The organism is Streptomyces sp. S465 (assembly GCF_026898115.1).
Taxonomy (GTDB): domain Bacteria; phylum Actinomycetota; class Actinomycetes; order Streptomycetales; family Streptomycetaceae; genus Streptomyces; species Streptomyces luomodiensis.
The window spans coordinates 3,617,795-3,642,569 of record NZ_CP114036.1 but is presented as its reverse complement, the minus strand read 5'-3'; the positions used below and the strand labels follow the sequence as shown (position 1 = coordinate 3,642,569).

20 protein-coding genes and 1 tRNA gene are annotated in these 24,775 nt (G+C 72.6%); 13 read left to right on the top strand and 8 right to left on the bottom strand.

Annotated features, from left to right (window positions below):
• Positions 1–24 precede the first annotated feature (24 nt).
• Positions 25–972, bottom strand: coding sequence for a D-2-hydroxyacid dehydrogenase (locus N6H00_RS15255; RefSeq protein ID WP_268972230.1), 948 nt, complete (start codon positions 970–972; stop codon positions 25–27).
• Positions 973–1,179: 207 nt separating this feature from the next.
• On the opposite strand from N6H00_RS15255, the gene N6H00_RS15250 reads away from it, so the two are divergent.
• The 6 genes from N6H00_RS15250 to N6H00_RS15225 all read left to right on the top strand — a co-directional run bounded on the left by N6H00_RS15250 (position 1,180) and on the right by N6H00_RS15225 (position 9,151).
• Entirely contained in the window at positions 1,180–2,166 is a 987-nt protein-coding gene (locus N6H00_RS15250; RefSeq protein WP_268972229.1) for a maleate cis-trans isomerase family protein, read from the top strand.
• A gap of 107 nt (positions 2,167–2,273) precedes the next feature.
• Complete coding sequence (locus N6H00_RS15245; RefSeq protein ID WP_268972228.1) at positions 2,274–3,020, top strand: maleate cis-trans isomerase family protein; 747 nt, start codon at positions 2,274–2,276, stop codon at positions 3,018–3,020.
• Between the two features lie 189 nt (positions 3,021–3,209).
• Entirely contained in the window at positions 3,210–4,451 is a 1,242-nt protein-coding gene (locus tag N6H00_RS15240; RefSeq protein WP_268972227.1) for an EfeM/EfeO family lipoprotein, read from the top strand.
• A complete protein-coding gene (efeB, locus tag N6H00_RS15235; protein WP_268972226.1) occupies positions 4,448–5,668 on the top strand; it encodes an iron uptake transporter deferrochelatase/peroxidase subunit in 1,221 nt (406 codons plus the stop codon). Before N6H00_RS15240 ends, efeB begins: the two co-directional genes overlap by 4 nt.
• Before the next feature lie 164 nt (positions 5,669–5,832).
• Positions 5,833–7,701 carry a phospholipase C gene (locus N6H00_RS15230; RefSeq protein WP_268972225.1) on the top strand — a complete coding sequence of 623 codons (1,869 nt, stop codon included), beginning with the start codon at positions 5,833–5,835 and terminating at the stop codon, positions 7,699–7,701.
• Positions 7,702–7,972: 271 nt separating this feature from the next.
• Positions 7,973–9,151, top strand: a complete 1,179-nt coding sequence (locus N6H00_RS15225) for an LLM class flavin-dependent oxidoreductase (RefSeq protein ID WP_268972224.1) — start codon at positions 7,973–7,975, stop codon at positions 9,149–9,151.
• Here N6H00_RS15225 and N6H00_RS15220 read toward each other — a convergent pair.
• Positions 9,148–11,016, bottom strand: a complete 1,869-nt coding sequence (locus tag N6H00_RS15220; protein ID WP_443072958.1) for a putative bifunctional diguanylate cyclase/phosphodiesterase — start codon at positions 11,014–11,016, stop codon at positions 9,148–9,150. The two genes, N6H00_RS15225 and N6H00_RS15220, sit on opposite strands and share 4 nt — an antisense overlap.
• A 369-nt stretch (positions 11,017–11,385) precedes the next feature.
• Here N6H00_RS15220 and N6H00_RS15215 point away from each other — a divergent pair, with 369 nt between their 5' ends.
• Positions 11,386–12,654: a M6 family metalloprotease domain-containing protein gene (locus N6H00_RS15215; protein ID WP_268972223.1), complete on the top strand. Its 1,269-nt coding sequence runs from the start codon at positions 11,386–11,388 to the stop codon at positions 12,652–12,654.
• 126 nt (positions 12,655–12,780) lie between these two features.
• The gene (locus N6H00_RS15210; RefSeq protein ID WP_268972222.1) at positions 12,781–13,386 is read left to right on the top strand and encodes a response regulator transcription factor; all 606 of its coding nucleotides are present in this window, start codon (positions 12,781–12,783) and stop codon (positions 13,384–13,386) included.
• A gap of 28 nt (positions 13,387–13,414) precedes the next feature.
• On the opposite strand, the gene N6H00_RS15205 is transcribed toward N6H00_RS15210, so the two are convergent.
• The 3 genes from N6H00_RS15205 to N6H00_RS15195 all read right to left on the bottom strand — a co-directional run bounded on the left by N6H00_RS15205 (position 13,415) and on the right by N6H00_RS15195 (position 17,387).
• On the bottom strand, positions 13,415–14,662 hold the full coding sequence (locus tag N6H00_RS15205; protein WP_268972221.1) for a sensor histidine kinase: 1,248 nt from the start codon (positions 14,660–14,662) through the stop codon (positions 13,415–13,417).
• A gap of 138 nt (positions 14,663–14,800) precedes the next feature.
• Positions 14,801–17,170, bottom strand: a complete 2,370-nt coding sequence (locus tag N6H00_RS15200; RefSeq protein ID WP_268972220.1) for a TOMM precursor leader peptide-binding protein — start codon at positions 17,168–17,170, stop codon at positions 14,801–14,803.
• A gap of 7 nt (positions 17,171–17,177) precedes the next feature.
• Positions 17,178–17,387, bottom strand: a complete 210-nt coding sequence (locus N6H00_RS15195) for a hypothetical protein (RefSeq protein ID WP_268972219.1) — start codon at positions 17,385–17,387, stop codon at positions 17,178–17,180.
• Positions 17,388–17,570: 183 nt separating this feature from the next.
• On the opposite strand from N6H00_RS15195, the gene N6H00_RS15190 reads away from it, so the two are divergent.
• The 5 genes from N6H00_RS15190 (at position 17,571) to N6H00_RS15170 (ending at position 23,339) form a co-directional block, all read left to right on the top strand.
• Positions 17,571–18,395 (top strand): AfsR/SARP family transcriptional regulator, encoded by an 825-nt coding sequence (locus N6H00_RS15190; protein WP_268972218.1) that lies wholly within the window; start codon positions 17,571–17,573, stop codon positions 18,393–18,395.
• Positions 18,396–18,747: 352 nt separating this feature from the next.
• Positions 18,748–19,980, top strand: coding sequence for an FAD-dependent monooxygenase (locus N6H00_RS15185; protein WP_268972217.1), 1,233 nt, complete (start codon positions 18,748–18,750; stop codon positions 19,978–19,980).
• Between the two features lie 84 nt (positions 19,981–20,064).
• Positions 20,065–21,015, top strand: a complete 951-nt coding sequence (locus N6H00_RS15180; RefSeq protein ID WP_268972216.1) for a GlxA family transcriptional regulator — start codon at positions 20,065–20,067, stop codon at positions 21,013–21,015.
• A 103-nt stretch (positions 21,016–21,118) separates the two neighbouring features.
• Entirely contained in the window at positions 21,119–21,826 is a 708-nt protein-coding gene (locus N6H00_RS15175) for an SDR family NAD(P)-dependent oxidoreductase (RefSeq protein ID WP_268972215.1), read from the top strand.
• A gap of 163 nt (positions 21,827–21,989) precedes the next feature.
• Complete coding sequence (locus N6H00_RS15170; protein ID WP_268972214.1) at positions 21,990–23,339, top strand: nucleotide disphospho-sugar-binding domain-containing protein; 1,350 nt, start codon at positions 21,990–21,992, stop codon at positions 23,337–23,339.
• An 80-nt stretch (positions 23,340–23,419) separates the two neighbouring features.
• On the opposite strand, the gene N6H00_RS15165 is transcribed toward N6H00_RS15170, so the two are convergent.
• From N6H00_RS15165 to N6H00_RS15155, 3 genes are all read right to left on the bottom strand, one after another.
• Positions 23,420–23,493 (bottom strand) — tRNA-Lys (locus tag N6H00_RS15165).
• Positions 23,494–23,549: 56 nt separating this feature from the next.
• Complete coding sequence (locus N6H00_RS15160) at positions 23,550–24,197, bottom strand: bifunctional DNA primase/polymerase (protein ID WP_268972213.1); 648 nt, start codon at positions 24,195–24,197, stop codon at positions 23,550–23,552.
• Between the two features lie 115 nt (positions 24,198–24,312).
• Positions 24,313–24,678 carry a hypothetical protein gene (locus tag N6H00_RS15155; RefSeq protein WP_268972212.1) on the bottom strand — a complete coding sequence of 122 codons (366 nt, stop codon included), beginning with the start codon at positions 24,676–24,678 and terminating at the stop codon, positions 24,313–24,315.
• Positions 24,679–24,775: the final 97 nt, after the last annotated feature.

Sequence of the window (24,775 nt, the reverse complement as noted above, 5' to 3'; positions counted from 1 at the left end):
CGTCTCTCCGTTCAGGTCGTGCGATCAGTCCACCGGTACGTACCCGAGGCGCTTGTCGACGATGTTGAGCAGGGGTTCGCCGGCGCACCAGCGGTCGTAGTTGTCCTGGAACTGCTCGGCCAGATGGTCGCGCCACCCGATCGTGTCGCCGCTCATATGGGGCGAGACGAACAGCCCCGGCACGTCCCACAGGGGGTCGTCGGCGGTCAGCGGCTCATGTTCGAAGACGTCCAGCGCCGCGCCGCCGATCCGTCGGGCCACCAGAGCGGCCATGAGGTCCTTTTCGACGACCAGGGGGCCGCGGCCGACGTTGATGAACCGGGCGGTGGGCTTCATCCGGTCGAAGGCGGACCGGTCGAACATGCCGCGGGTGGTGTCGGTGAGCGGCGCCGCGCACACCACCCAGTCGGCCCGCGGCAGCAGCTCGGGCAGCTCGTCACCGCCACGCACGCCCTGCCGCGCGGTGCGGCCCACCAGGTCGACCACCACGCCGAGTGCGGCCAGGGTGGAGCCGATCGCCCGGCCGATGGGGCCCGCGCCCACGACCACGGCGCGCGTCCCGGCCAGCCGCATCGTCTCCCGGTGCTGCCAGCGGCGTTGCCGCTGTAGCTCCCAACTCCCGTGAAAGTCCTTGGCCATGGCGATCACCAGACCGGCAACGTACTCGGCGATCGGCTGTTCGAACACCCCGCGGGCGTTCGTCAGGACCGTGTCGGAGGCGATGAGTTCGGGGCAGAGCAGCCGGTCCACCCCCGCGCTCGCGGTGTGCACCCAGGCGGGCCTATGGCCCTTGCCGGGCCAGGCGTCGCGCACCGCGTCGGAGGTGAAATCCCAGACCAGGAGCACATCCGCGGCAGGAAGCGCCTCGGGCAGCGACGTCTCGTCGCAGACGACGATCTTGGCCCGGTCGGCCACCCGGTCCAGACGGACGGGCGGCTGGTCGCCGAAGACGACAACTGTGCTTTCGGACATAGGCGGGAAACCATTTCGAAACGTGGATGGGTTTGCCTGAAGAAGAAGCGGGCAGGCGCCTCAGTTTGAGGATTGACCACGCTAGGCAGCGGAAACTACCGTCGTCAACAACGGCATCTGTCCCGGCGTCCCGGCATCAGGCCGGCTTCTCTCCGTCGAAATCTCTGGCCAATGGTCCAGTCCCTCCGTTCTGTATTGGGGCTCGCTTTGGACGTCTCTTTTCTGGGTGGCCCACGGCCGCAGCGCGGCGTGGGTGTGGTGGCACCATTCGACTTCGCACTCGACCGTGAGCTGTGGCGCTGGGTACCGGACGAGGTTTCCCTGCACCTGACCCGTACCCCTTTCGTACCCGTCGAGGTGAGCCTCGACCTGGCCCGGCTCGTGAGCGAGCACGAGACCTTGCAGGAAGCGGTGCGGGCGCTGAGCGCCGTCGCACCGGAAGTGGTGTCGTACGCCTGCACCTCGGGCAGCTTCGTCGGCGGTGTGGCCGGTGAGCGGGCGATGTGCGCGGCGATGACCCAGGCGGGTGAGGTTCCGTCGCTGACCACCTCGGGCGCGCTGCTGGAGGCGCTGCGGGAGATCGGCGCCCGGCGGATCGCGGTGGTGACGCCGTACACCCGGTCGGTCACCGACTCACTGGAGGAGTATCTCGGCGAGGCCGGGATGACCGTCACCGGACGGGCGTACCTCGGACTGACCCGGCACATCTGGAAGGTGCCGTACCGCGATGTGGTCGACATGGCCCGGCAGGCGGTGGTCGGAGCGACCGACGCGCTCTTCATCAGCTGCACCAACCTGCCGACCTACGACGTGATTCCGCAGCTGGAGGCGGAGTTGCGGATGCCCGTGCTGTCCGCGAACCAGGTCACGATGTGGGCGGCGCTGCGGGCGATCGGCGCCCAGGCCGTGGGCCCGTACCAGGCGCTGCTGGACCCGCTCGCCCGGTCCGGTCCGGCGGGGATGTCGGTGCCGCCGATGGGCGGCCCGCTCCCGGTGACGGACCAGGTCGTCGGGTCGGTGCTCGGGGCCGTGGAGGCGGTGGAGTCCGTGGTGGAGGAGCCGGAAGCGGCGCTGGCCGGGGCCGCGCCGCCGGGGTCGGACGGCGATCCGGCCGACGGGCTCGACCCGGGCTTCGGGTCCGGCGTCGGTGAGGGGCCCTACCTCGACGATTCGGGAGGTCCGTCGCCGGTGTGAGGGGAACCGCCCGGCGGGTGGGAACCCGCCGGGCGTCCGCGGTGTAGGAGAAGTGACAGCAGTGCAGGGGGCGGCGCTCGCGGGGGCCGCCAGTCAAGGAGGCAGCCATGGTGGACTCGACCCGGCCGACCCCGAACACGGTGGGCTTTCTCTACCCCGGATACTCCGCCGAGGACGAATATCCGCGCCTGGAAGGCATCCTGGGCGGCGACGTCCGGCTTCCCCTGGTCCATACCGACATCGGTGAGGACGCCCACCGGGTGGACGCCCTGCTGGAGATGGGGTCGGCGGCCCGCCTCGCGGCCGGGGTCGCCGAGCTCGCCGAGCGCGGTGCCCAGGCTGTGGTGTGGGCCTGCACCAGTGCCAGCTTCGTCTTCGGCTGGGAGGGCGCCGAGGAGCAGGTGCGCGAGCTGAGCGAGACGGCCGGTATGCCCGCCTCCAGCACCTCCTTCGCCTTCGCCCACGCGGTACAGGCGCTCGGCGCCGAGCGGGTGGCCATCGCCGCCACCTACCCGGAGGATGTCGCCGATTACTTCAGGGCATTTTTGAAGGCGGCGGGCGCGGAGGTGGTCTCGATGCGCGGCAGCGGGATCATCACGGCAGCGGAGGTCGGCACCTGGGGCCGGGAGGAGGTGCTGCGGCTGGCCCGCGCCGGGGACCATCCCGAGGCTCAGGCGGTGCTGCTGCCGGACACCGCCCTGCACACCGCCGCCTGGATTCCGGATCTGGAGGCGGAGCTGGGCAAGCCGGTGCTCACCGCCAACCAGGTCACGGTCTGGGAGGGCCTGCGGCTGCTGGGCCGCGATCCGGTCCACGACCGGCTGGGCACGCTCTTCGCCCGAAGCGGCGGATAGCGGCGGACGGCCGTGGACAGCTGTGGACGGCCTCGGGCAGCCGTGGACGGCCGCGGTGGTGCGGGTGCGGGCGGGCGTGGGCAGAGTGGCCGAGGAGTCGGTGACGGGGAGCTGAACCCCGGCGGAATTGCATGGTGCACTTTCCCCACCGGTTCATTCCGCTTACCGGAGTGCGCCTAGCATGCAGCCGTGCGTCGCCAACAGCTCTCCCCTGTCCCACCGGCACGTCATCTGCTGGCCGCCGGTGCGGTGACGGTGGCGGCGGCCGTTGGGATCGGCGCGCTGGCGGTCGGCGGAGACTCCTCCGACGGTCCTCGTCCGAACCCCTCCGCGAGCCGGAGCGCGACGGCATCGGACGGGCTGCGGCACACCTCCGTCGAGGTGTCCGAGGGCGGCTGCGGCCGTGGCTGGTCCCATGCCGCCGGTGGCAAACAGGTCTTCGATCTGCGGAACACCTCCAGCAGACCGGCCGAGGTCTATCTCACCGATCCGTCGAGCGGCGCCGTCTACGGAGAGGTGGAGGGCCTGGGCCCCGGCACCAGCAGACCGCTGAGCGTCACGCTCGGCGGGGGCTCCTACGCCTTCGTCTGCCTGCCCGAGGACGCGGACGCGGTGACCGGGCCCACCGTCACCGTCCCTGGACCGGCGCGGGGCGGCGGACCCGCCGCGCTTCCGGTCAGCCAGCAGGATCTGATCCCGCCCACCATCGCCTACCAGAAGTGGGTGACGGGCCGGATGGACGAGCTGGTGCGGCGCACGGACGCGCTGCGCTCGGCCGTCCACTGCGGTGATCTGACAGCGGCGCGTGCGGACTGGCTGCCCGCCCACCTGGTGTACGAGCGGATGGGCGCCGCCTATGGCGCCTTCGGCGATGCCGACGCGGCGATCAACGGCACCACGGCGGGGCTGTCCGGCGGGGTCCACGACGCGGACTTCACCGGGTTCCACCGCCTTGAGTACGGCCTGTGGCACGGCGAGTCCGCGCGTACCCTGCGCCCGGTCGCCGACCGGCTCGTCAAGGACGTCCGGCGGCTGCGGGACGACTGGCCGCAGGCGCGGATGGACCCGGCCGACCTGGGCCTGCGGGCGCACGAGATCATGGAGAACACCGTGCAGTTCGAGCTGACCGGCCGCACCGACTACGGCAGCGGCACCAATCTGGCCACCGCGCGGGCCAACCTCGACGGCACCCGGGCCGTGCTGCGCCGGCTGGAGCCGCTGCTGAAGCCGCGTGCCCCGTGGCTGCCCGAGCTGAAGAGCGAACTGGACCGCACCCAGCGGACGCTGGAGCGCTCGCACCACGGGGACCGCTGGACCCCGCTGGACCGGCTCGGCCGCACCGGGCGCCAGCGGCTCAACGCGGACGCGGGCGCGCTGGTGGAGCGGCTGGCGCGGGTGGCGGCGCTGATGGATGTGCGGAGGACCCGGTGAGCGAGGTGCTGCGCAGGGGCTTTCTGCTGGGCGCGGCCGCGGGCACGGTGGGCGCGGTGGCGGGCGCGGCCGCGAGCCCGGCGGCCGCGAAGGGGGGCGAGCGGGAGAAGCGGCCCGCCCGCGTCTCCTTCCACGGCCCCCATCAGGCCGGCATCCTCACCCCGCCCCAGCGGTCCACCGCGTTCATCGCCTTCGACGCCGTGGCCGAGGGGCGCGAGGAGCTGGCCGACGCCTTCCGTACGCTCACCGAGCGGTGCCGTTTTCTCACCGCCGGAGGCACCCCCGACCCGGTCGGCATCACCGCGCCGCCCGCCGACTCCGGCACCCTGGGCCCGCAGGTGGCCGCCGACCGGCTGACCGTCACGGTCGGCGTGGGCGCCGCGCTCTTCGACGAGCGCTACGGACTGCGGGACCGCAAGCCCCGGCGGCTGCGCGTGATGCCGTCCTTCCCCGACGACGACCTCGACCCCGACTGGTGCCATGGCGACCTGAGCCTCCAACTGTGCGCCGACAACACGGACACGGTGCTGCACGCCCTGCGCGACATCGCCCGGCACACCAGGGGCGCGCTACAGATCCGCTGGCGCGTCGACGGCTTCGTCAGCCCGCCGCGCCCGTCCGGCACCCCGCGCAACCACCTGGGGTTCAAGGACGGCACCGCCAACCCGGACACCGAGGACGCCCGGGTGATGGACCGCCTGGTGTGGACCGGCGTCCACGCCGGCGAACCGGCCTGGACGACCGGCGGCAGCTATCAGGTGATCCGGCTGATCCGGATGCTGGTGGAGTTCTGGGACCGGGTGTCCATCAGCGAGCAGGAGCGCATCGTCGGCCGCAGCCGGGACTCGGGCGCCCCGCTGGACGGTCAGCACGAGTTCGACACCCCGCGCTACGCCCAGGACCCCAAGGGCGATGTCATACCCCTGGACAGCCATATACGGCTGGCCAATCCGCGGACCGCCCGGACCGAGGACCAGCGCATACTCCGCCGTGCCTACAACTACGACCGGGGCGTGGACGGCAACGGCAACTTGGACATGGGGCTGCTGTTCTGCTGCTATCAGCAGGATCTCGTGCGTCAGTTCGAGACCGTGCAGAAGCGTCTGGCGGGCGAGCCGCTGGTGGACTACATCTCTCCGTTCGGCGGCGGCTATTTCTTCGCCCTTCCCGGGGTGAAGGACCGCACCGACTGGCTGGGCCGGACCCTTCTGTCCTGATCAGCGGCGAGTGTCGCCCCACCATCCGGTCAAGAACGCCCCAAGAGTTCCTTGGATTCTCCTGACCCTCTATTCACGCGGTGGCCTCCATGGATTCCATCGGAGAGTCCGCTCGCGGCAGAGGATCAGGCGCAGGCTCAAAGCGATTCAGGTGGAGGCATGGCATGGGCGGCACGGCAGGATCCGAAGGCGGCCGGCGGCGGGGCCGGGCCACGCGCTGGGGTGCCCTGGCCGGGGCGGCGGCCCTGGCGGCCGTGGGCGGGGTGGCCCCGGCATGGGCCGCGCCCACGAAGGACGGCTCAACCGCGACCCCGGTGAAGCATGTGGTGGTGATCTTCGACGAGAACATCTCGTTCGACCACTACTTCGGCACCTACCCGAAGGCGGCGAACACGGACGGCACGACGTTCACGCCCGCCAAGGACACCCCCAAGGACATCGACACCCTGGCGCACGCGGGTCTGCTGGAGAAGAACCCCAATCTCTACCGGCCCAAGCGGCTGACCAGTGACCAGGCCATGACCTGCGACCAGAACCACTCCTACGGCCCCGAGCAGTACGCGGCCAATGGCGGCAAGGCCGATCAGTTCGTGGAGAACACCGAGGTCAGCAAGTGCAGCGGGCTGTTCGGCGAGCCCGGTCTGGTGATGGACTACTACGACGGCAACACCGTCACCGGGCTGTGGAACTACGCCCAGCACTACGCGATGAGCGACCGCTCCTTCAGCTCGGCCTACGGCCCCTCCAGCCCCGGAGCGCTGGAGCTGATCTCCGGACAGACCCACGGTGTGATCTCCACCGACCCCACGTCCTCCACCGAGCACCCTGAGCAGACCGACAAGCCGGACGCGTACACGGTGGCCTCACCGGACGCCAAGGGCGTCGGCACGATGATCAACGACCCGGACCCGGCCTTCGACGACTGCTCCAACAAGGACCACACCAGCAGCAACGCCCTGGCCCGGATGCTGGGCAGGAACATCGGCGACCTGCTCAACGCCAAGGGCGTGACCTGGGGCTGGTTCCAGGGCGGCTTCCGGCCCAGCACCGCCTGGGACGGCACACAGGACCACTACGCCAAGTGCTCCGGCACCACCCACAAGAACGTCGGCGGTGCCGCGTCGGTGGACTACAGCCCGCACCACAACCCGTTCCAGTACTACGAGTCCACGGCCAACCCCCACCACCTCCCGCCGAAGAACGTCCAGGAGATCGGCCGGAGCGGTCAGGCCAACCACAACTACGACCTCACCGACTTCGACGCGGCGCTCAGGACCGGCCATCTGCCCGCCGTCAGCTTCCTGAAGGCCGCCGAGTACCAGGACGGCCACGCGGCCTACTCCGACCCGATCGACGAGCAGCACTTCCTGGTCAAGCAGATCAACGCGATCCAGAAGTCGCCGCAGTGGAAGGACACCGCTGTCGTCGTCGCGTACGACGACAGCGACGGCTGGTACGACCACGCCTACGTCAAGCCCGCCAACGGGTCGACCGACCGGACCACCGGCTCGAACGGCAAGGCCACCGACAGCCCCGCCTGCCAGTCCGGCCCGAAGCCCGCGGGCGGGTACCAGGACCGCTGCGGCCCCGGCCCCCGGCAGCCGCTGCTGGTGATCTCCCCGTTCAGCAAGGCCAACAAGGTCGACCACACCCAGACCGAGCAGACGTCGATCACCCGCTTCATCGAGGACAACTGGCACACCGGCCGGATCGGTGACGCCTCCTTCGACAGCCGGGCGAACACCCTCTCCGGACTGTTCGACTTCCGCCACCCCAACAACACCCAGGTGCTGCTCAAGCCGGACGGCTCGGTCGCGTCGGTGCACAAGGCCGGTCACTACACGACCTCCCCCCTGGCCGCCGACGCCCCGATCGTGAACGCCGCCCCCGTCCCGGCCCTGGCCGACGACCAGGACAGCTCCGCGGCCCTGCCCATCGGCCTCACCACGGGCGTGCTGGTGCTCGGCGGCGCCGGTGCGGCGCTGGCCGTCCACCGCCGTCGCACCGCGCGGACCGCCGGCCAGGCCCGGTAGGCCCGGTGGCCGGGCCCGCCCGAGGGCCACGGCACACCGCCGTCGGGTCCGCCGCCACACCTCCTCCCCGGGTGACGGCGGACCCGGCCGTACGACCGCCGGAACACCGCCCCGGTGCGCGAGGGGAGCCCCGGTACGCAGGGGGAATGGACGTGGGGAATAAGCGGAGCCATTCTCCGGTTGAATGTCGCCGGTACACGTGGACGTGCCACGTGGACTTCAGACGGACCGACGTACGCGCACCGCAGTGCGACCAGGGAGGCGGGCCACCGTGGCCGATGAGCAGGACCGGCGAGACGACCAGCGCGACCCCATCCGGGCCCGGCCCCTCGGCAGCGCACCGGTGCCGCTGTCGGTACTGGACCTGGCGACCGTCGGCAGCGGGGTGTCCGCCGCCGAGGCGCTGCGGACCACCACCGAACTCGCCCGGCTCACCGAGCGCCGGGGCTTCCACCGCTTCTGGGTCGCCGAGCACCACTCCATGCCCGGGATCGCCAGCTCCTCCCCGGCCGTGGTCCTCGCCCACCTCGCCGCGCACACCGAGCGGATCCGGCTGGGTTCCGGCGGGGTGATGCTCCCCAACCACGCCCCGCTGGTCATCGCCGAGCAGTTCGGCACCCTGGAGGCGCTCGCCCCCGGCCGGGTGGACCTCGGCCTGGGCCGCGCGCCCGGCACCGACGGGGCCACGGCCGCCGCGCTGCGCCGCACCGACCGGCTGCGCGAGGGCGCCGACGACTTCCCCCAGCAGCTCGCCGAGCTGACCCGCTTCCTCGACGACGACTTCCCCGACGGCCACCGGTACGCCCGTATCCACGCGGTGCCGGGGCCGGTGCAGAGCACCGTGCCCGGCGGGGTGCCGTCCGTCGGCCGGCCCTCGATCTGGCTGCTGGGCTCGAGCGGGTTCAGCGCCCGGCTGGCCGGAATGCTCGGTCTGCCGTTCTCCTTCGCCCACCACTTCTCCGCGGCCAACACCATCCCCGCGCTCGACCTCTACCGCGAGACGTTCCGGCCGTCCGCCGTGCTGGACCGGCCGTACGCCTCGATCGGCGTCTCGGCCTTCGCCGCCGAGGACGAGAAGGAGGCCCACCGCCAGGTGCTCACCGGCGCCCTGTCCATGGTCCGGCTGCGCACCGGACGCCCCGGCCTGATCCCGACGCCCGAGGAGGCCGAGGCGTACGAGTTCAACGAGATCGAGCGCGACTTCGTCAACAGCTGGCTCGCCAATGTCGAGTACGGCACCCCGGACCAGGTCCGCGAGGGGCTCGACGGGCTGATCAAGCGCACCGGTGTGGACGAAATCAAGATCACGGCCAATGCCCACGGCCGCGCGGCCCGCCTGCACTCGTACGAGCTGATCGCGGACGCCTACGACCTCCCGACGGCGAGGACGGACCGGACGCGGCAGACGGACCCGACGGAGGACACCGCGCGGACGGGGGCACAGCGCTAGCCGGACGCCGGGCGGGCGGTGATCATCGCCTGGATGCGGTCCGGCGGCACCGGACGGGAGTAGAACCACCCCTGTCCCGTATCGCAGCCGATCCGCCCCAGCCGCTCCGCCTGCTCGGCGCTCTCCACGCACTCGGCCGTCACCGTGAGACCCAGCCGGTGCGCGAGCTGCACCAGTGCCTCGACGATGGTCTCGTCGGCCGGGTTCGGATGCTCCTCCGCCCGGAACCCCTGGACGAACGAACCGTCCAGCTTGAGCGTGGAGACCGGCAGCCGGCTGAGGTAGGCGAGGTTGGAGTAGCCCGTCCCGAAGTCGTCGATCGCGATGGCCACCCCCATGTCGCTGAGCCGCTGCAACGCCTGGAGCGGCCGCCCCGCCGACCCCATCACCGCCGACTCGGTCAGCTCCAGCTGGAGCAGCCGCGGCGGCAGTCCGGTCTCCGCCAGGATCGCCCCGACATCGGCCACCAGATCGGAGTCCCACACCTGGCGGACCGCCACATTGACGCTGACGACCAGCGGATGCGCCGGATGGGCCAGCTGCCAGGCGCGGGCCTGGCGACAGGCGGTGCGCAACACCCACCGGCCCAGCGGCACGATCGCGCCGTTCTCCTCGGCCAGGGGGATGAACCGGTTCGGCGACAGCCGCCCGAACTGCGGATGGTCCCAGCGCACCAGCGCCTCCACCCCCCGGACCACCCCGTCGCCCAGCCCCACCAGCGGCTGGTAGTCGAGCACGAACTCATCCCGCTCGACCGCGGGGCGCAGGGTGCTGGACAGCGCCTGCCGGGTCATCCGATGCGCGTTGCGCTCCGGGTCGAAGAGGGTCCAGCGCGCCTTGCCGTCCTCCTTGGCCCAGTACAGCGTGGTGTCCGCGGCCTGCATCAGCCAGGTGGTGTGGGTGCCGGCCGCGGGCCGTTCCACCACACCGATGCTCGCCGAAACCGACAGCCGCTGTCCGCCCACGTCGAACGGCTCCTGGAGGGCGGCCAGCACCGACCGGGCGAGGTCGCACAGCTGCTCGGTGCCGGTGGAGTTGCGGACCAGCAGGGCGAACTCGTCACCGCCGAGCCGCGCCACCAGATGGCCGCCGGCCGCCGCGCAGTCGGTGAGCCGCTGGGCGACGGCGCCGAGCAGCCGGTCGCCGACCCGGTGGCCGAGGGTGTCGTTGACCGCCTTGAAGCCGTCCAGGTCGAGATAGCAGAGCCCGATCCGGCCGGTGCCCTCGTGGTCGTAGGTGGCCGCCTCCAGCGCCGAGGCCATCCGCTCGAAGAACAGGCTGCGGTTGGGCAGCCGGGTCACCGGATCGTGCATCTGCAGATGGCGCAGCCGCCCCTGGAGGTCCCGCTGGTCGCTGATGTCGGCCATGGACAGCAGCAGGCTGCAGCTGTCCGGTGCGGGCTCGAGGTTGATCTCGGCCCACAGGGCGCGGCCGTCGGCGCGCAGCAGCCGGCGGGTGCGGCGCAGCCGCTCGCGACGGCCGCTCAGGACCTCCCGGTACTCGCCCCAGGTACGCGGGTCCTCGCGCAGATCGGCCAGGTCCGCCGCGTCCCGGCTGGTCAGCAGGGCCGGGTCGGTGCCGAGCAGGGCGCCCAGCGCGGGATTGGCGTCCAGCACCCTGCCCGCGCGGTCGACGACGGCCATGGCGAGGCGCGCCACGGTGAAGGCGGCGCGGTAGTCGCCGGGCGCGGGCCCCGGGGCGGGGCCGGCGCTGGGGGGCGTGCCCGGAGCCGGGGGCGCCCCCGGGGCCGGAAGTACGCAGGCGTCCTCCGCTACGGGAGGGACGCTGGGGAAGGCATCACACTCTGTGATCGTCGGCAGCGTCGCGCCGGGCGCGCGGCCCTGCCCGTCGGGGGTTCCGCTCACCGCTCGCTCCCGCGTGGCGTTGGTTGTGTCCAGGTCTTTCGTACACGTCTTGGGCATGTCTCACACCGGGTGCCGGGCAGACCGTAACCGCCTGCCTGAAGGGGGATTCCCCGTGGGAAATGTGCCGATCATAGGGGCTCGTACTCCGGGCGTTCCATCGACGTCATCGCGCTCACCGCCGCCTTGACAAGGTGTTTGGTCGTATCTGTTCGACTCTGCGCGGGCAAAAAGCCGCTCTGACCGATTGTGACCGTCTGTTACGTACCCGGATAGCGGCCTCTTCACTCGACCAGCCCATCTCAACAGGGCGTACCCCGCCCATCCACCTCAGGGTGGAGTGGGTGTTCCGACTACGCCCGGGAGGTCGACATGGTGCGTCCTCAGGTACCCGAGGGGGTGCACCGTCAGCCTCGGCTGCGTCGGACCGGGGCCCTGCTCACCTCGTTGAGCGCGTTGATCGCGACCACCGTGGTGGCGGGCCCCGCCGTCGCGGCCGGCCCCGGCGGCCCCTGTGACCTGGAACGCACCGAAGCCCACCACTCGGAGGGCCTGGACACCTGGAACTCCCGCTATCCGCGCCCGGTGCGCGGGCTGGACGCGGCGATGGTCTTCCTGTCCTTCCCGGACGCCAGGCCCGGAGTGACCCCCGCCCGGTTGGCCGCCGACCACATCCCCGCGACCCCCGACTTCTTCGCACGGGCCTCCTACGGGAGGTTCCGCCTGCGGGTGCATCCGCTGCGCCGCTGGATCACCATGCCCCAGCGGTCCACCGCGTACGCCATACAGCGCGACTGGAACGCCAAGCGCCGCGCCGCGTATCTGCGCGACGCCATCGAGGCCGCCGATCCGCACCTCGACTTCGGCCGCTATGACCTCGTCTATCTGGTCGCCGACCCCAATGCACCCGGTGTGGACGCCGACGCGACCAAAGTGGTCAACTTCGAAAAGCCACTGCGCGCGGACGGTGTCGCTCTGCGGCGCCTGGTGACTGTTTTTGAACACCACCCGCCGGACCGCAATGTCCTGGCCCATGAGACCGGCCATGTCTTCGACCTGCCCGACCTCTACCACCGGCCCAAGGACACCGACGGCAACGCCGAATGGGACACCCACGTCGGCGACTGGGACCTGATGGGCAGCCAGTTCGGCATGGCCCCCGAACCGTTCGGCTGGCACAAGTGGAAGCTCGGCTGGCTCGGCGCGCGCCAGGTGGCCTGCGACCGCGCCACCGGCCCGCACGGATACACCCTCCAGCCCATCGGCGCCCCCATGGCGCGGGGCGGGTCCGGTGCCGACACCCGCACCCGGCTGGTCGTGGTCCGCACCGGGCCCACCACCGCGCTGGCCATCGAGGCGCGCGGCGCCCGTGGCAACGACTCCGGCACCTGCACCCAGGGCGTGCTGGTCTACCGCGTGCACAACGACAAGGCGTCGGGCGACGGCCCCGTCCAGGTCCTGGACGGCCACCCCGCCACCTCCGCCTGCTGGAACGAGTCGGTCTACCCCGAACTCGCCGACGCCCCACTCGGCGTCGGCGACAGCATGTGGGTCGAGGAGGACTCCGTACGGATCACGGTGACCGGCCGCGCCGCCGACGGGGGCTGGACCATCCGGGTCAACCGCCGGGCGCGCTCCTGACGAATCCGCGCCATGGGACAGGTGTGCGACGGGCGTATTTGCCCGCGAATCGATGGAATGCCCGAGGCAGCGGGGGAATAATCGTCATACGGGGCGATGGCGGGGGCGCGGACATCAGGGGGCGGGATGGTCAGGGTGCTGATCGCGGAAGACATGCATATGCTGCGCAAGGCATTGGTCGCCCTGCTGGAATTCGAACCGGATATCGAAGTGGTGGCCGAATTCTCCAACGGCTCCGACATCCTGCCCCGCGCCCGTGAACTCCGCCCCGATGTCGCGGTGCTCGACATCGATCTGCCGGGCGTGGACGGGCTGACCGCCGCGGCCGAGCTGCGCACGGCCGTCCCCGAATGCCGCACCATGATGCTCACCAGCCTCGGCCGCCCCGGAAACCTGCGCCGGGCGCTGGCCGCCCAGGTCTCCGGCTTCCTGCTGAAGGACAGCAGCCCGGACAAGCTGAGCGACGCCATCCGCGCCGTCGCCAAGGGAGAGCGGGTGATCGATCCACAGCTCGCGCTGGCCGCCCTGGACGACGGTCCGCAGCCGCTGACCCCGCGTGAGCTGGAGGTGCTGCGGTTCGCCGCGCAGGGGGAGGACTCCCCGCAGATCGCGGCCAAACTGTGTCTGTCCGTGGGGACGGTGCGCAACTATCTGACCTCCGCCGTGACCAAGCTGGACGCCCGCAACCGGGTCGACGCCATCCGGATCGCCCGCGAGGCGGGCTGGCTGTAAAAGGTCCGGCTGTAAAGGAATCAGGCCCTCACGCCGTCACGCCGTCACGGTCGGCCCCGGGGCCGTACTCCTCCTCCGGGCCGCGCTCCCGGCCGCTCTTCGAAGGCGTGTCCACGGACACCTCCAGCTCCGCCCGCAACTCGAACCAGCCGTCCGTCCGCACCCCCGCGCGCAGCCGCCCGCCGAGGTTCTCCACCCGGACCCGGAGGTTGCCGATGCCGCTGCCGCCGTCCGTGCTGTCGGCGCGCAGGATCGTGGACGGCCGGCCGACCCCGTCGTTGGCGAGGGTGAGCCACACCTGGCGCCCGCTTCGCCGCGCCTCGACCGCGCAGTGGTCGGCCTTGCTGTGGCGCAGCACATTGGTCAGCCCCTCGCGCAATACGCTCGCCAACACCGTGTCCACCAGCTCCGGCAGCGGTCCGCAGTCGATCTCGGCCGTGGCGCTGATACCCGCCGCGGCCAGCATCGAGCGGGCCGTCGCCGCCTCCGCCGACAGCGACATCTTGCGATAGCCGCTGGCCACCGCGCGTACATCGGCCAGGGCCTGACGGGACGTCTGGAGGATTTCCGAAAGTTCCTGCTGGGCCCGGGAGTTCTGCCGTGGCACCAGTCGGTGCACCAGCTCGCATTTGAGAGTGATCGTGGACAGGCTGTAGCCGAGCAGATCGTGCACGTCCCGGGAGAACCGCAGCCGCTCCTGCGCGACCGCCAGCCGCGCCAGTTCGGCCCGGGACCGGGACACCTCGGCGACCAGCCCGGACAGCCGTGAGAGCCCGAAGACCACCAGTCCGGTCAGCGCGGTGGAGACCGAGGTGTACGCCACCTGGCCCCAGCCGAACCCGACCTGGAACAGCAGCACATCCGTGCACAGCAGGATGGCCGCGAACGCCGGCCACGCCAGCGCCGGAGCCAGCACCAGCAGCGAGGAGCCCGCCAGGAACCCCGGCATGCCCAGCCAGGCGTGCTTGAAGACCGCGAAGGGCGCGAAGGTCAGCAGCGCCTGGAGGGCCAGCGTCCAGCGCCGCGCGCCGCTGAGCCGGGGCGCGAGGCCGGGGAAGGAGTGCAGCAGCTGGAGACCGAGCAGCATGGTCATCGGCAGCAGCGCCAGCCCGAGCATCGCCGCGTCCACCGTCTTGCCCGAACGATTGCCGTCGACCACATAGGTGACGGCCACGGAGAAGTAGCCCACGAGCACCAGGGCCGTGATGACCACGGCCAGACGCGGCGCCAGATCGTCGTGGTGGCGCGGTGGGTGGTTCCCGGCATCGTCGGGCAAGAGGCTTCCCTGCACTCGTCCTCCGGATGGTCGGGACGGATTGGGTGGCTTGCCCGAGAGTATCCGATCTTCAGCAGGGGTGGAGAGGCCACGTGAAAGGCTCATGCTGTACGCAGAGTTACCGGTTATCACGGGCGATCACAGGAAAAACGGAATCGGGTTGAGGTCCGCATAGGGTGTGGGCCCCGGCAGCCGGCCGAGCGCCACCGGGACATCGAAGAGCCGGCCGGGCGCGAACCGGGCCCAGTGCGGGCGCATCCCGGGCACCAGCACCTTGACCACCGGCAGGCCCACATCCGGCCGGGTCTGGTCCAGCACCAGCAACTCCATCCCGCGCCGGCGCACCGACTCCCTCACGGCGGCCAGCGCGCCGCCCTGAGGGGGGCCGGATATCCGTGGTGGCGGTAAGGCGGCCGGATCGGGTGCCAGATAGGGCTGGCCGGCGAGGGTGGCGGTACGGAACCAGTGCAGCGCCTCGGGCCCGGCGGCGCCGTAACCCCCGCCGTCGGCACGGGCCTCGACCACCGCCGGAAGCATCTGGTTGAGCTCGGCGACGGCGTGGCACAGCGCGGTGTGCCGGTCGAAGTGGGCGCCGAAACCGAGGGTGATGTCCTCGGCGGGCTTGTCGACGCGCCGGGAGAGCGCGGCGACCACCGGGATGCCGAAGTCCGTGGTGAGGTCAAGGGCCCACACCTCGCGCCGTACGCCCCGGTGGGCGGCGCGCACTTCGGCGAGCCACGGGTCGTCGAAGGCGTCGAGGGCCACGGCGGGCTGACGGGTGCGGTTGTACCACCACAGGGCGACCGCGTCCCGTTCCACCAGCTCCAGGAAGCCCCGTACCACGGCGGCGGCCAGCGTGCCGCCGGCCGCCGCGCCATTGGAGTCCGCCCGGCAGCACCGGCGGCCGGGGGGCTGCGGGGCGCCGTAATACAGCAGCGCGGTGGGCAGCAGCCGGTGGCGCTCGGCGGTGAGCGACCACACCGGGGTCCAGTCGAGCTCCGCGTCCTCGTCGAACGGATCGTGGATCCGGTGGCGCGCGGGGAGGGCCCGGTCCCGGAACTGGCGCGGGTCGAAGAGCTGGACGGTGTCCGGGTGCACCGCGTCGTCCGGGCACAGATCGCGGTAACGGGCGCGCTGCCGCGGCTCGTCCCCCTGGAAATGGCCGCTGTAGTGCTCCAGGGCCTCGCACAGCGCGCTCGCCCGCGCCTGTTCGGCGGTGCGGCCCTTACCGTGGGCGGCCGCCCGCAGCCCGGCCCTTACGGCGTCCAGGCCGCGCACAGGGCCCGCTGCGGCGTACGACGGGTGGCGCGCGTGGAAGCAGTTGAGGACGGCGGGGCCGCGCGGATCGCGGCGGATCTCGGTGATCAGCCCGGTGAGGGGGTCCACCAGATGTCCGTAGCGCTCCATGATCTCGCGCGGCGAGATGTCGGTGTCGGTTTCGGGCAGCGGCTCCCGCCGCGACGGCAGCGCCAGGGGCGCCCGTATCCGGGCCGCGACCAGCGCGGGGTCGCCACAGCCGGGGCACTGCGGACGGCGGGACAGCGGATGGCGGTCCACGGTGGCGGTGAGGCTGTCCAGGGTGCGCAGCGCCCGCTGGCCCGGATGCCGGTGCCCGGCCAGCCACTTGGCGGCCTCCAGCGCGGCCAGCTGGAGCGCGGCGGCGCGGCTCGCGGGCAGTGAGGCGGGCGGGCGCGGCACCGGGCCGGGCCGGCCGAGCCGGCGCTGGAGATACGCCTCGGCCTGCCGCCCGCGCCACAGCCGGTCGGCCAGACAGGCCCAGCACGGGTCGTCGGGGGCGCCGAGGAACGGACCCAGCCACGCCTGGGTGCCCACCGGTTTGACGGGCAGCCAGCGACGTCCGGCGGCGCGGTGCGCGGCGTCCACTGCGGCGAGCCGGGGATCGAGGTAGTCATCGCACACCACAAGAGTGAGTTCTGCGGCGTCATGTTGACGGGAGGCGATTTGACATATCTCTCGTCTAGGGGTAGGGACCCCTGGGGTCACCGGCTCGCCGTCCGCCGGCTCCCCCTCCGCCGCCGCGGTCCTCGCCGCCGCGGTCCTCAGCCCCGCGGCGCGCAGCGCCCGGACCACCTCGCCCGGGTCGGCCGAGCCGAGGACCACGGCGGCCACGGCGGGACGGGACGCCGGGGGCACGGGGGCCGGGGCGGAGCCGCCGACGGTGCCCAGTCCGGCCAGCTCCCAGTACGCCTCCTCGGGGGTGGCGGAGCGCACCCGCTCGGAGACCAGCCCGGCCGCGCGGAGGCGGGCGATGACGCGCTCGGCCTGCCCGGCCGGGACCGCGCCGGGCGGGCCGTCGGCCGCGCGGGCGGGCGCGGCGGCCTCGGTGAGGATGTGGGCGAGATCCCTCGACCCGTCGAGCAGCGGCGCGAGCGCGGCGATCGCCCGCCCGTGCAGCGCCGTGACCCCGTGCTCGGAGACGAGATAGACGGCCTCGCCCGGCACCGGCTCGACCCGCAGATGTGGTGTGAAGCCCAGTTCGCCGGTCATCGGCCGGTCATTCGGCGCCGACGGTGCAGATGCAGATGCCGGGCGCGCCGATGGGCCAGGCGGCGTCGGAGAGGTCCTCGATGACCAGGTCGTCGTACTCGGCGGGCGGAGGGACGGCCTCGGCGGTCCCGGTGATCCCGGTGATCCCGGTGATTGTGGCGGAACGAGCAGGACCGGTGGGGCTCGTGGGCTCATGGGGGACGGGCGTATCGATCATCGCGGACTCTCTCATCGCCAGGGGTGTGAATTTGTCATGGATCGGCGCTCTGGAACTCATATCGAGTTCGTTATTCCGGCACTGGCCGCACAGGTCGTCCACAAGCGAGGCTCTTAGATGCCTCGATGGCAGGGCCGCGCGGCCAGGAGGCACTTGACGGACCGTTGACGGAGGTACACGACCATGGACATCAAGGTGTTGGGGCCGCTGAGCGTCGAGGCGTGCGGTCAGTCGATCGTGCCCAGCGCGGGCAAGCCGCGCCAGATCCTTGCACTGCTTTCCGTCTACGCCAACCAGATGCTGCCGGTGCCCACTCTTATGGAGGAAATCTGGGGCACGCAGATGCCGCGCAGCGCGCTCACCACTTTGCAGACCTACATCCTCCAGTTGCGCCGCAGGCTGGCCGCCGCCTATGGCCCGCAGGCCCCGCAGGCTTCCAAGGACGTGCTGGCCACGCGTTACGGCGGATATGTGCTGGAGGCCCAGCCGGGCGCGGTGGACATCCATGAGTACGACCGGCTGGTGGCGGCGGGGCGGGAGGCCCTGGACGCCGGGGACGATGTCCAGGCGTCCCTGCTGCTGCGCGAGGCGCTGGCCGTCTGGCGCGGTCCGGCGCTGGTGGACGTGAAGGTCGGACCGGTCCTGGAGATCGAGCTGGCCCGGCTGGAGGAGAGCCGGCTCGGGGTCCTGGAGCGCCGTATCGAGGCCGATCTGCGGCTGGGCCGCCATGCCGAGCTGCTCACCGAGCTGACCGAGCTGACCGCCCGTCATCCGCTGCACGAGGGGCTGCACGCCCAGTGCATGGCCGCCCTCTACCGCGCGGGCCGCCCCTGGCAGGCGCTGGAGGTCTACCAGGGGCTGCGCGCCAGACTGGTCGAGGACCTCGGCCTCGAGCCGTCGCCGCGGCTCCAGAAGCTCCAGCAGGCGGTGCTCGCCTCCGACCCGGCCCTCGACCTGGACGTGGACGGTCACTGGCGCCGCCCGGTGCTCGACCTGTTCGCCGCATAGATCCACCGCCCGGTAGCCCACGACCCGCAGCCGGTGGCCCGCAGGCCGGCATCGATACCCGCAGAGCCCCGAAGCCCCGACCCCAAAGTCCCGATCCTCCCGATCCCCCGAATCTCCGGAAGCCCCGATCCCCCCGATACCGTCCTCGCCGGGAGTCCCGTACCAGCCGTCTCCGTCCGGCGAAATCCCTCCCCTGAACGCCCGGCGCCGCCCTTCAGCCGGGCTTGTCACGGCTCCGCTGCCCGATCCCCCCGCGCGGGCAAGCGGAGCCGTGGCGTGTTCGTAACGCCTCCAGGGGTGTCGCAGCGCCCGATGCCCATGCCCTGGAGCCCGACCCGCAGGAGGCGCCATGATGCGCGAGATCGACACCGATGTGTGCGTGGTCGGGGGCGGCCCGGCAGGTCTGGTGCTGGCGCTGCTGATGCTGCGCTCGGGGGCTCGGGTGACCGTGGTGGAGCGCGCCCGCGCGCATCAGCGCGCGTTCCGCGGTGAAATCCTCCAGCCCGGCGCGATGGCGCTGTTGGACGCGCTCGATGTGCTCGACGGAGCACGTGCCCGCGGCGCGCATCAGCACGACCGGTTTCTGGTGATCGAAGGCGCTCGGGTGCTGCTGGAGGCCGACTACCGGCTGCTTCCGGCTCCCCACGACCACCTGTTGAGCGTTCCGCGCCCGCATCTGCTGGATGAGCTCCTCACCCGCTGCCGCCGCTCGCCCGGCTTCCGCTATCTGCCCGGCCGGCGGGCCGACGGGCTGCTGCGGCGGGACGGGACGGTCGTCGGGGTGATCGCCGAAGGACCGCAGGGCCGCTGTGTCGTACGGGCCCGGGTCGTCGTCGGCGCGGACGGCAGGTGCTCGCGCATCCGGCGGCTGGCGGGCATCGGAGCGGGCCGCGCCGAGCCGTTCGCCCAGGATGTGCTGTGGTGCACGCTCATCGCGCGCCGGGGGGAGCCGCCGGTCCGCGATGTGCGGGTGTTCCGTACCGGCGGCGGCCCGGTGCTGGTCTACGGTTCCTGGCCGGACCGCATCCAGATCGGCTGGACGCTGCCGCACCGGCGCTACCGCCATCTCGCCGCCCTCGGCCCCGACCACGTCAAGGAGCGGCTGGCGCGTGCCGTGCCGCAGTACGCCACGCTGATCCGCGATCAGATCCGGGGCCCCGCCGACCTCGGCGTGCTCGACGTCTTCTCCGCACGCGCCGAGCGCTGGGCCGCCGACGGGCTGGTGCTGATCGGCGACGCCGCCCACACCCACAGCCCGATCGGCGCCCAGGGCATCAACCTCGCGGTGCAGGACGCGGTGGTGCTGCACCCCCTGCTGGTCCGTGCGCTGGCCGAGGGCGACACCTGCGCCGAGCGGCTGGCGGAGTTCGAGCGGCGGCGCGGCCCGGACATCGCGGCGGTGATGCGGATGCAGACCCTCCAGAGCCGGGCGATCCTCTCGCGCGGCACGTTCACCACCCGGGTGCGCCCCCGCCTCGCGCGGGCGCTGCGCCGTACGCCGCTCTACCGCAAGGTTCTCCAGCGCATGGCCTACGGCAATCCGTCGATCCGCATCGCCGACGCGGGGATGTGCGGCCGGATCTGACACCGGAATGGCTGGAATGGACCGCCCGCATACTTCTCGCCACCCGGCTGCGGCGCCTTTCGCCGTGCGGCCTAGATTATGGCCATGCACACCATCGTGATCCTGGCGCTGGACCAGGTCATCGCCCCTGATCTGGCCACCCCGATCGAGGTGTTCACCCGCACCCGGCTGCCCGACGGCCGGGAGCCGTACCGGATCCGGGTCTGCGCCCCCACCCCCACCGTCGACGCGGGGGCGTTCACCCTCCAGGCGCCGTACGGGCTGGAGGCGCTCGCCGAGGCCGACACCATCTTCGTGCCCGGCCGCGCCGACCCCCTGCTCCCGCTCCCCGCCGAGGCGGCCGACGCGCTGCGGGACGCGGCCGAGCGGGGCACCCGGATCGCCTCGATCTGCTCCGGGGCCTTCGTGCTCGCCGCCACCGGACTGCTCGACGGACTCCGCGCCACCACGCACTGGGCCGCCGCTCCGCTGCTCGCCGAGCTCCATCCGAAGATCGAGGTCGACCCGGACGTGCTCTATGTGGACAACGGCCAGATCCTCACCTCGGCGGGCGCCGCGGCCGGGCTCGACCTGTGTCTGCACCTGATCCGGCGCGACCACGGCTCCGCTGTGGCCGCCGACGCCGCGCGGCTGTCCGTGATGCCCCTGGAACGGGAGGGCGGGCAGGCCCAGTTCATCGTCCACGACCAGCCGCCCGTACCGCGCGGATCGCTGTTCGAACCTTTGCTGCGGTGGCTGGAGGACAACGCCGGACGGGACCTCACCCTCGCCGAGATCGCCGCCCACGTCGGCATGAGCACCCGCACCCTCAACCGCCGCTTCCGGGAGCACACCGGAACCACCCCGCTTCAGTGGCTGCACCGTGCCCGGATCCGTCAGGCGCAGTATCTGCTGGAGGTCACCGATCATCCGGTCGAGCGCATCGCCGGCCAGGTCGGATTCGGCTCGCCCACCTCCTTCCGGGACCGCTTCAAGCGCGTCGTCGGCACCAGCCCGCACAGCTACCGCGCCGCCTTCCAGCGGAACGGCGGATAGCGGCCGAGCGGTCTCCCGGACAGGCTCGGGCGCGGGTCGAGGCGGGCTCGAGTCACGGCGGCGACCATGGCCTTCTCAGTGGGAACGACCGCGAGGAGCGCCCATGATGGAGCTCGGTCTGGAGGGGCGCACGGTCCTGGTCACCGGGGCCACCGGGGCCATCGGCCGGGCCGCCGCACGCGCCTTCGCGGCGCAGGGCGCCCGGGTCGCGCTCGCCTTCCGGCACCGCCGCGAGGCCGCCGAGGCACTGGCCGCCGAGCTGTCCGGCCCGGACCGGAGCCGGGCCTTCGCCGTGCCGTACGCCTTGGAGGACTCCGCGTCGCCGCGCTGGGTCGTGGCCGCCGTCGAGGACCGCTGGGGCGGACTGGACGTGCTGGTGGCGAACGCCCGGCGGGAGGACCCCCGGCTCGAACCGCACGCCCGGTTCGAGGACGTACGGGAGGAGCACTGGCTGCCGCTCGTGGCCGACGGCTTCGCGCCCGCGATCCGCACCGTCCAGTGGGCCGTCGCCGGGATGCGCAAGCGCGGCTGGGGCCGGATCGCGCTGGTGGCCTCGCCGCAGGCGGCGGGCGGCGACCGCGGGGCCGAGTTCCACGCGGTGGCCAGGGCCGGGCTGCACGGTCTGGCCCGCGGTCTGGTGGCGGAGGTGGGCGGCGACGGAGTGCTGGTCAACGCCGTATGCCCGGCGCCCCCGCCGCCCGGCCGACCGCCCGCCACGCCCGAGGACATCGCCCGCACCCTGCTCTTCCTGTGCTCGGCGGCCAACGCCACGATCACCGGCGAAGCGCTGACGCTCGTGGGACGCCGCTGAGCCCGCCGAGGGACGCGGTGGGTCGGCTCGGCGTCCTGTCCATCGACTTCAACGGCTCCGTCGGCTCCGTCGGCTCCGTCGGCTCCATCGGCTCCATCGGCTCCATCGGCTTCATTGGCCGGACGTGTCGGTCCGGCCGGTTCGACCTCTGCGGGAGGTGACCGTGCGCGTCCTGTTCACGACCTGGGCCTCGGGCGCCCATCTCGTCCCCATGGTGCCGCTGGCGCGCGCCCTGATCGGGGCGGGGCACCAGGTGCGGGTCGCGGTGCCGTCCGAATGCGCGGCGGCCGTCGCACGGGCCGGGCTGGTGCCGGTGCAGATCTGCGCCCTGCCCGCCGCGGTGGTCAGGGCGCCGGACGCGGCGCGGCGGCCGCGCGGCATCTGGCCGGCGGACTGGCCGGTGCGGCCCGCCGCCCTCACCCCGGAGCAGCACGGTGTGCTGCGCGCGTTCGGCGATCGGCAGGTGCGGATCGCCGAGGCGATGGCACAGGGCCTGGTGGCCTTCGCCCGCTGCTGGCAGCCGGAGCTGGTGGTGCATGACGCGAGCGCGTACGCGGGCACGGTGGCCGCGGGGGCGCTGGGGGTGCCCGCGGTCGGCCAGCTGTGGGGGAGCGCGGCCGTCCTGCGGCTGGACCGGCAGCGGCTGGAGGGCCCGCCGCTGCCCGGCTACGCCCGTCTGATGCGGCGCTACGGCGCCGACCCGGAGCGTGAGCCCGATCTGTGGCTCGACCCCTGCCCGCCGAGCCTCGCCCTGCCCTCGCGGGCACGGCGGCTGCCGGTGCGCTTCGTCTGGCACGACGGTTCGTCGCCGCAGGATGGCCCGGCGTCGCGGGGCGGCCCGGCATCGCGGGGCGGTTCGTCCTCGCGGGGCGGTTCGCCGACGCGGGGCGGTTCGACGCCGTACGACGGTTCGCCGTCATCGCCCGAGACGCCGTCGCCGTACGGGGGCCGCCGTGCCCTGTCGCACCCCGCGCGCCGCGTCGTCGCGCGGGGCGGCCCCAGGCGCTCCGGGCCGGTGCGGGTATGTGCGGCATGGGAGGACACCGGTGGTCCGCCGGACGCCGTACGGGCCGCGCTGCGGGTTGCCGAGGCGCGGGGCGTGGAGGTCGTCCGGGTCGGTAGCGCCGCCGATGGGCAGCCGCCCGCCGGGCCGCTGCACCGGGTGCTGCCGGGCTGCCGGGCTCTGCTCCACCAGGGCGGGGGTGCGGCGGTGCTGGCCGCCGCCATCGCCGGGGTCCCGCAGCTGGTCGTCGCGCCCCGCCTCGAGCACCAGCTCAACGGGGCGCGGCTGGCCAGGGTGGGCGCCGGGATGTATCTGCCCGCGGACGCCCTCGACGGCACCCGGCGCGGGGCGCGGGCGGCGGGCGCCCGGCTGGCCCTGGATCTCTTCGCGCTGCTGGAGCAGCCCTCGTACGCCACGGCGGCGCACGCCCTGCGCCGGGAGACGCTCGGGATGCCCGGCCCGGACGAGGCGGTCATGGCCGTGACCCGGCTCACGGACCCGGGCCCGTGACGGCTGACGGCCCTCGTGCGCGAAACGGCGCGCACCACGCGAAAGGCCCCTCACCGAAGTGAGGGGCCTTTCACCGTCTGTGCGCCGCCAGGGACTCGAACCCCGGACCCGCTGATTAAGAGTCAGCTGCTCTAACCAACTGAGCTAGCGGCGCCTGCTGACGTAGGAGACCTTAGCACCCGGACGCCACGGAGTGAAAATCGATGGTTTTCAGCCCGGAAATACGGCGGGTGCGCTGGTCACGGCCGTGCTTTCGGGATCGGCGCCGGCCGTGCGGGCCGCCCTCACACAGGCCCACAGCAGCACCTCGGGGCCCGGCAGCCAGGGGGCGCGGACATCGGGTGCGACGAGCCAGCGCGGCGACGGCACCGGGGTGCACTCCGGTGCGCCGGACGCCTGGGCGCCGGGCTGCTGGGCACCGCGTTCGCCGGGCGCGGGCAGGGGCGCCGGTGGATCGGCGTCCGGCGGGAACAGCGGCGGTACGGTCACCGCGTCGCCCCTGCCGTAGCAGAGCAGCGGGGGAGCGGCCGCGCCCCACTCCTCCCAGTCGAGCAGCGCGGGCAGCCGCTGGGCGGTACCCGGGGTGGCGAAGAGCATGACGCGGCCGCCCTGGGCCGCGACCGGGCCGGTGCCGGGGCCATCGGTCCATAACCGGCTCACCACCCGGCGGCCGAAGAGCGCGTCCATGCTGATCACGTCGAACGCCGTGCCGCACGGCAGCGTCACCGCCGCGGTCGGGGCCCCGGCCCACACGGCGTGCACACCGCGCGGGGACGCGCTGGCCGAGGCGAGCCAGTCCGCACCGGCCGGGGTGACATAGGCGGCGGTGTGCAGGGAGTCCTGGGGCGATCTGCTCATGTTTCCACCTTTACCGGCGGTGACGACGGTGTAGAGAGATGAGGCAAAACCGGGACATCGTGGGGCGGAGTCGGGTACCTTCCGCGCGCATATGCCCCGGGCTCACGACCGCCGTTCAGTCCGGCACCTCGCCGCCCCGCATCAGCTCACGCCCGAACTCGATCATCTTCTTGGCGTAGTCCTCGGTCCACTCCGCACGCTCGGCGATCACGGCCGGGGTCAGCCGGTCGAACCGCCTCGGGTCGGCGAGCTGCGCGGCCGCCATCGCCTGGAACTCCATGGCCCGGTCCGTGGCCGCGCGGAACGCCAGCACCAGCTCCGTCGAGCGGGACAGCAGCTCACGCGGGTCCTCGATCGACTCCAGATCGAAGAAATGCGCCTCGTCCGAGGCGGCGGCGGCCGGTTCGAAGAGCAGGGGCGCCGGTTTCAGCCGCCTGGGCGCGGAGCCGTGCCGGCCTTGAGCCGCATCCGGCTCGGGCATGTGATCTCTCCTCCTGGGTCGTCAGACACCTACGGTTCGCGGTGGTCTTCTGGTCTCCATTGTCGCGCGTACGGCAAGGGCGCCCCCGCCGCACGCC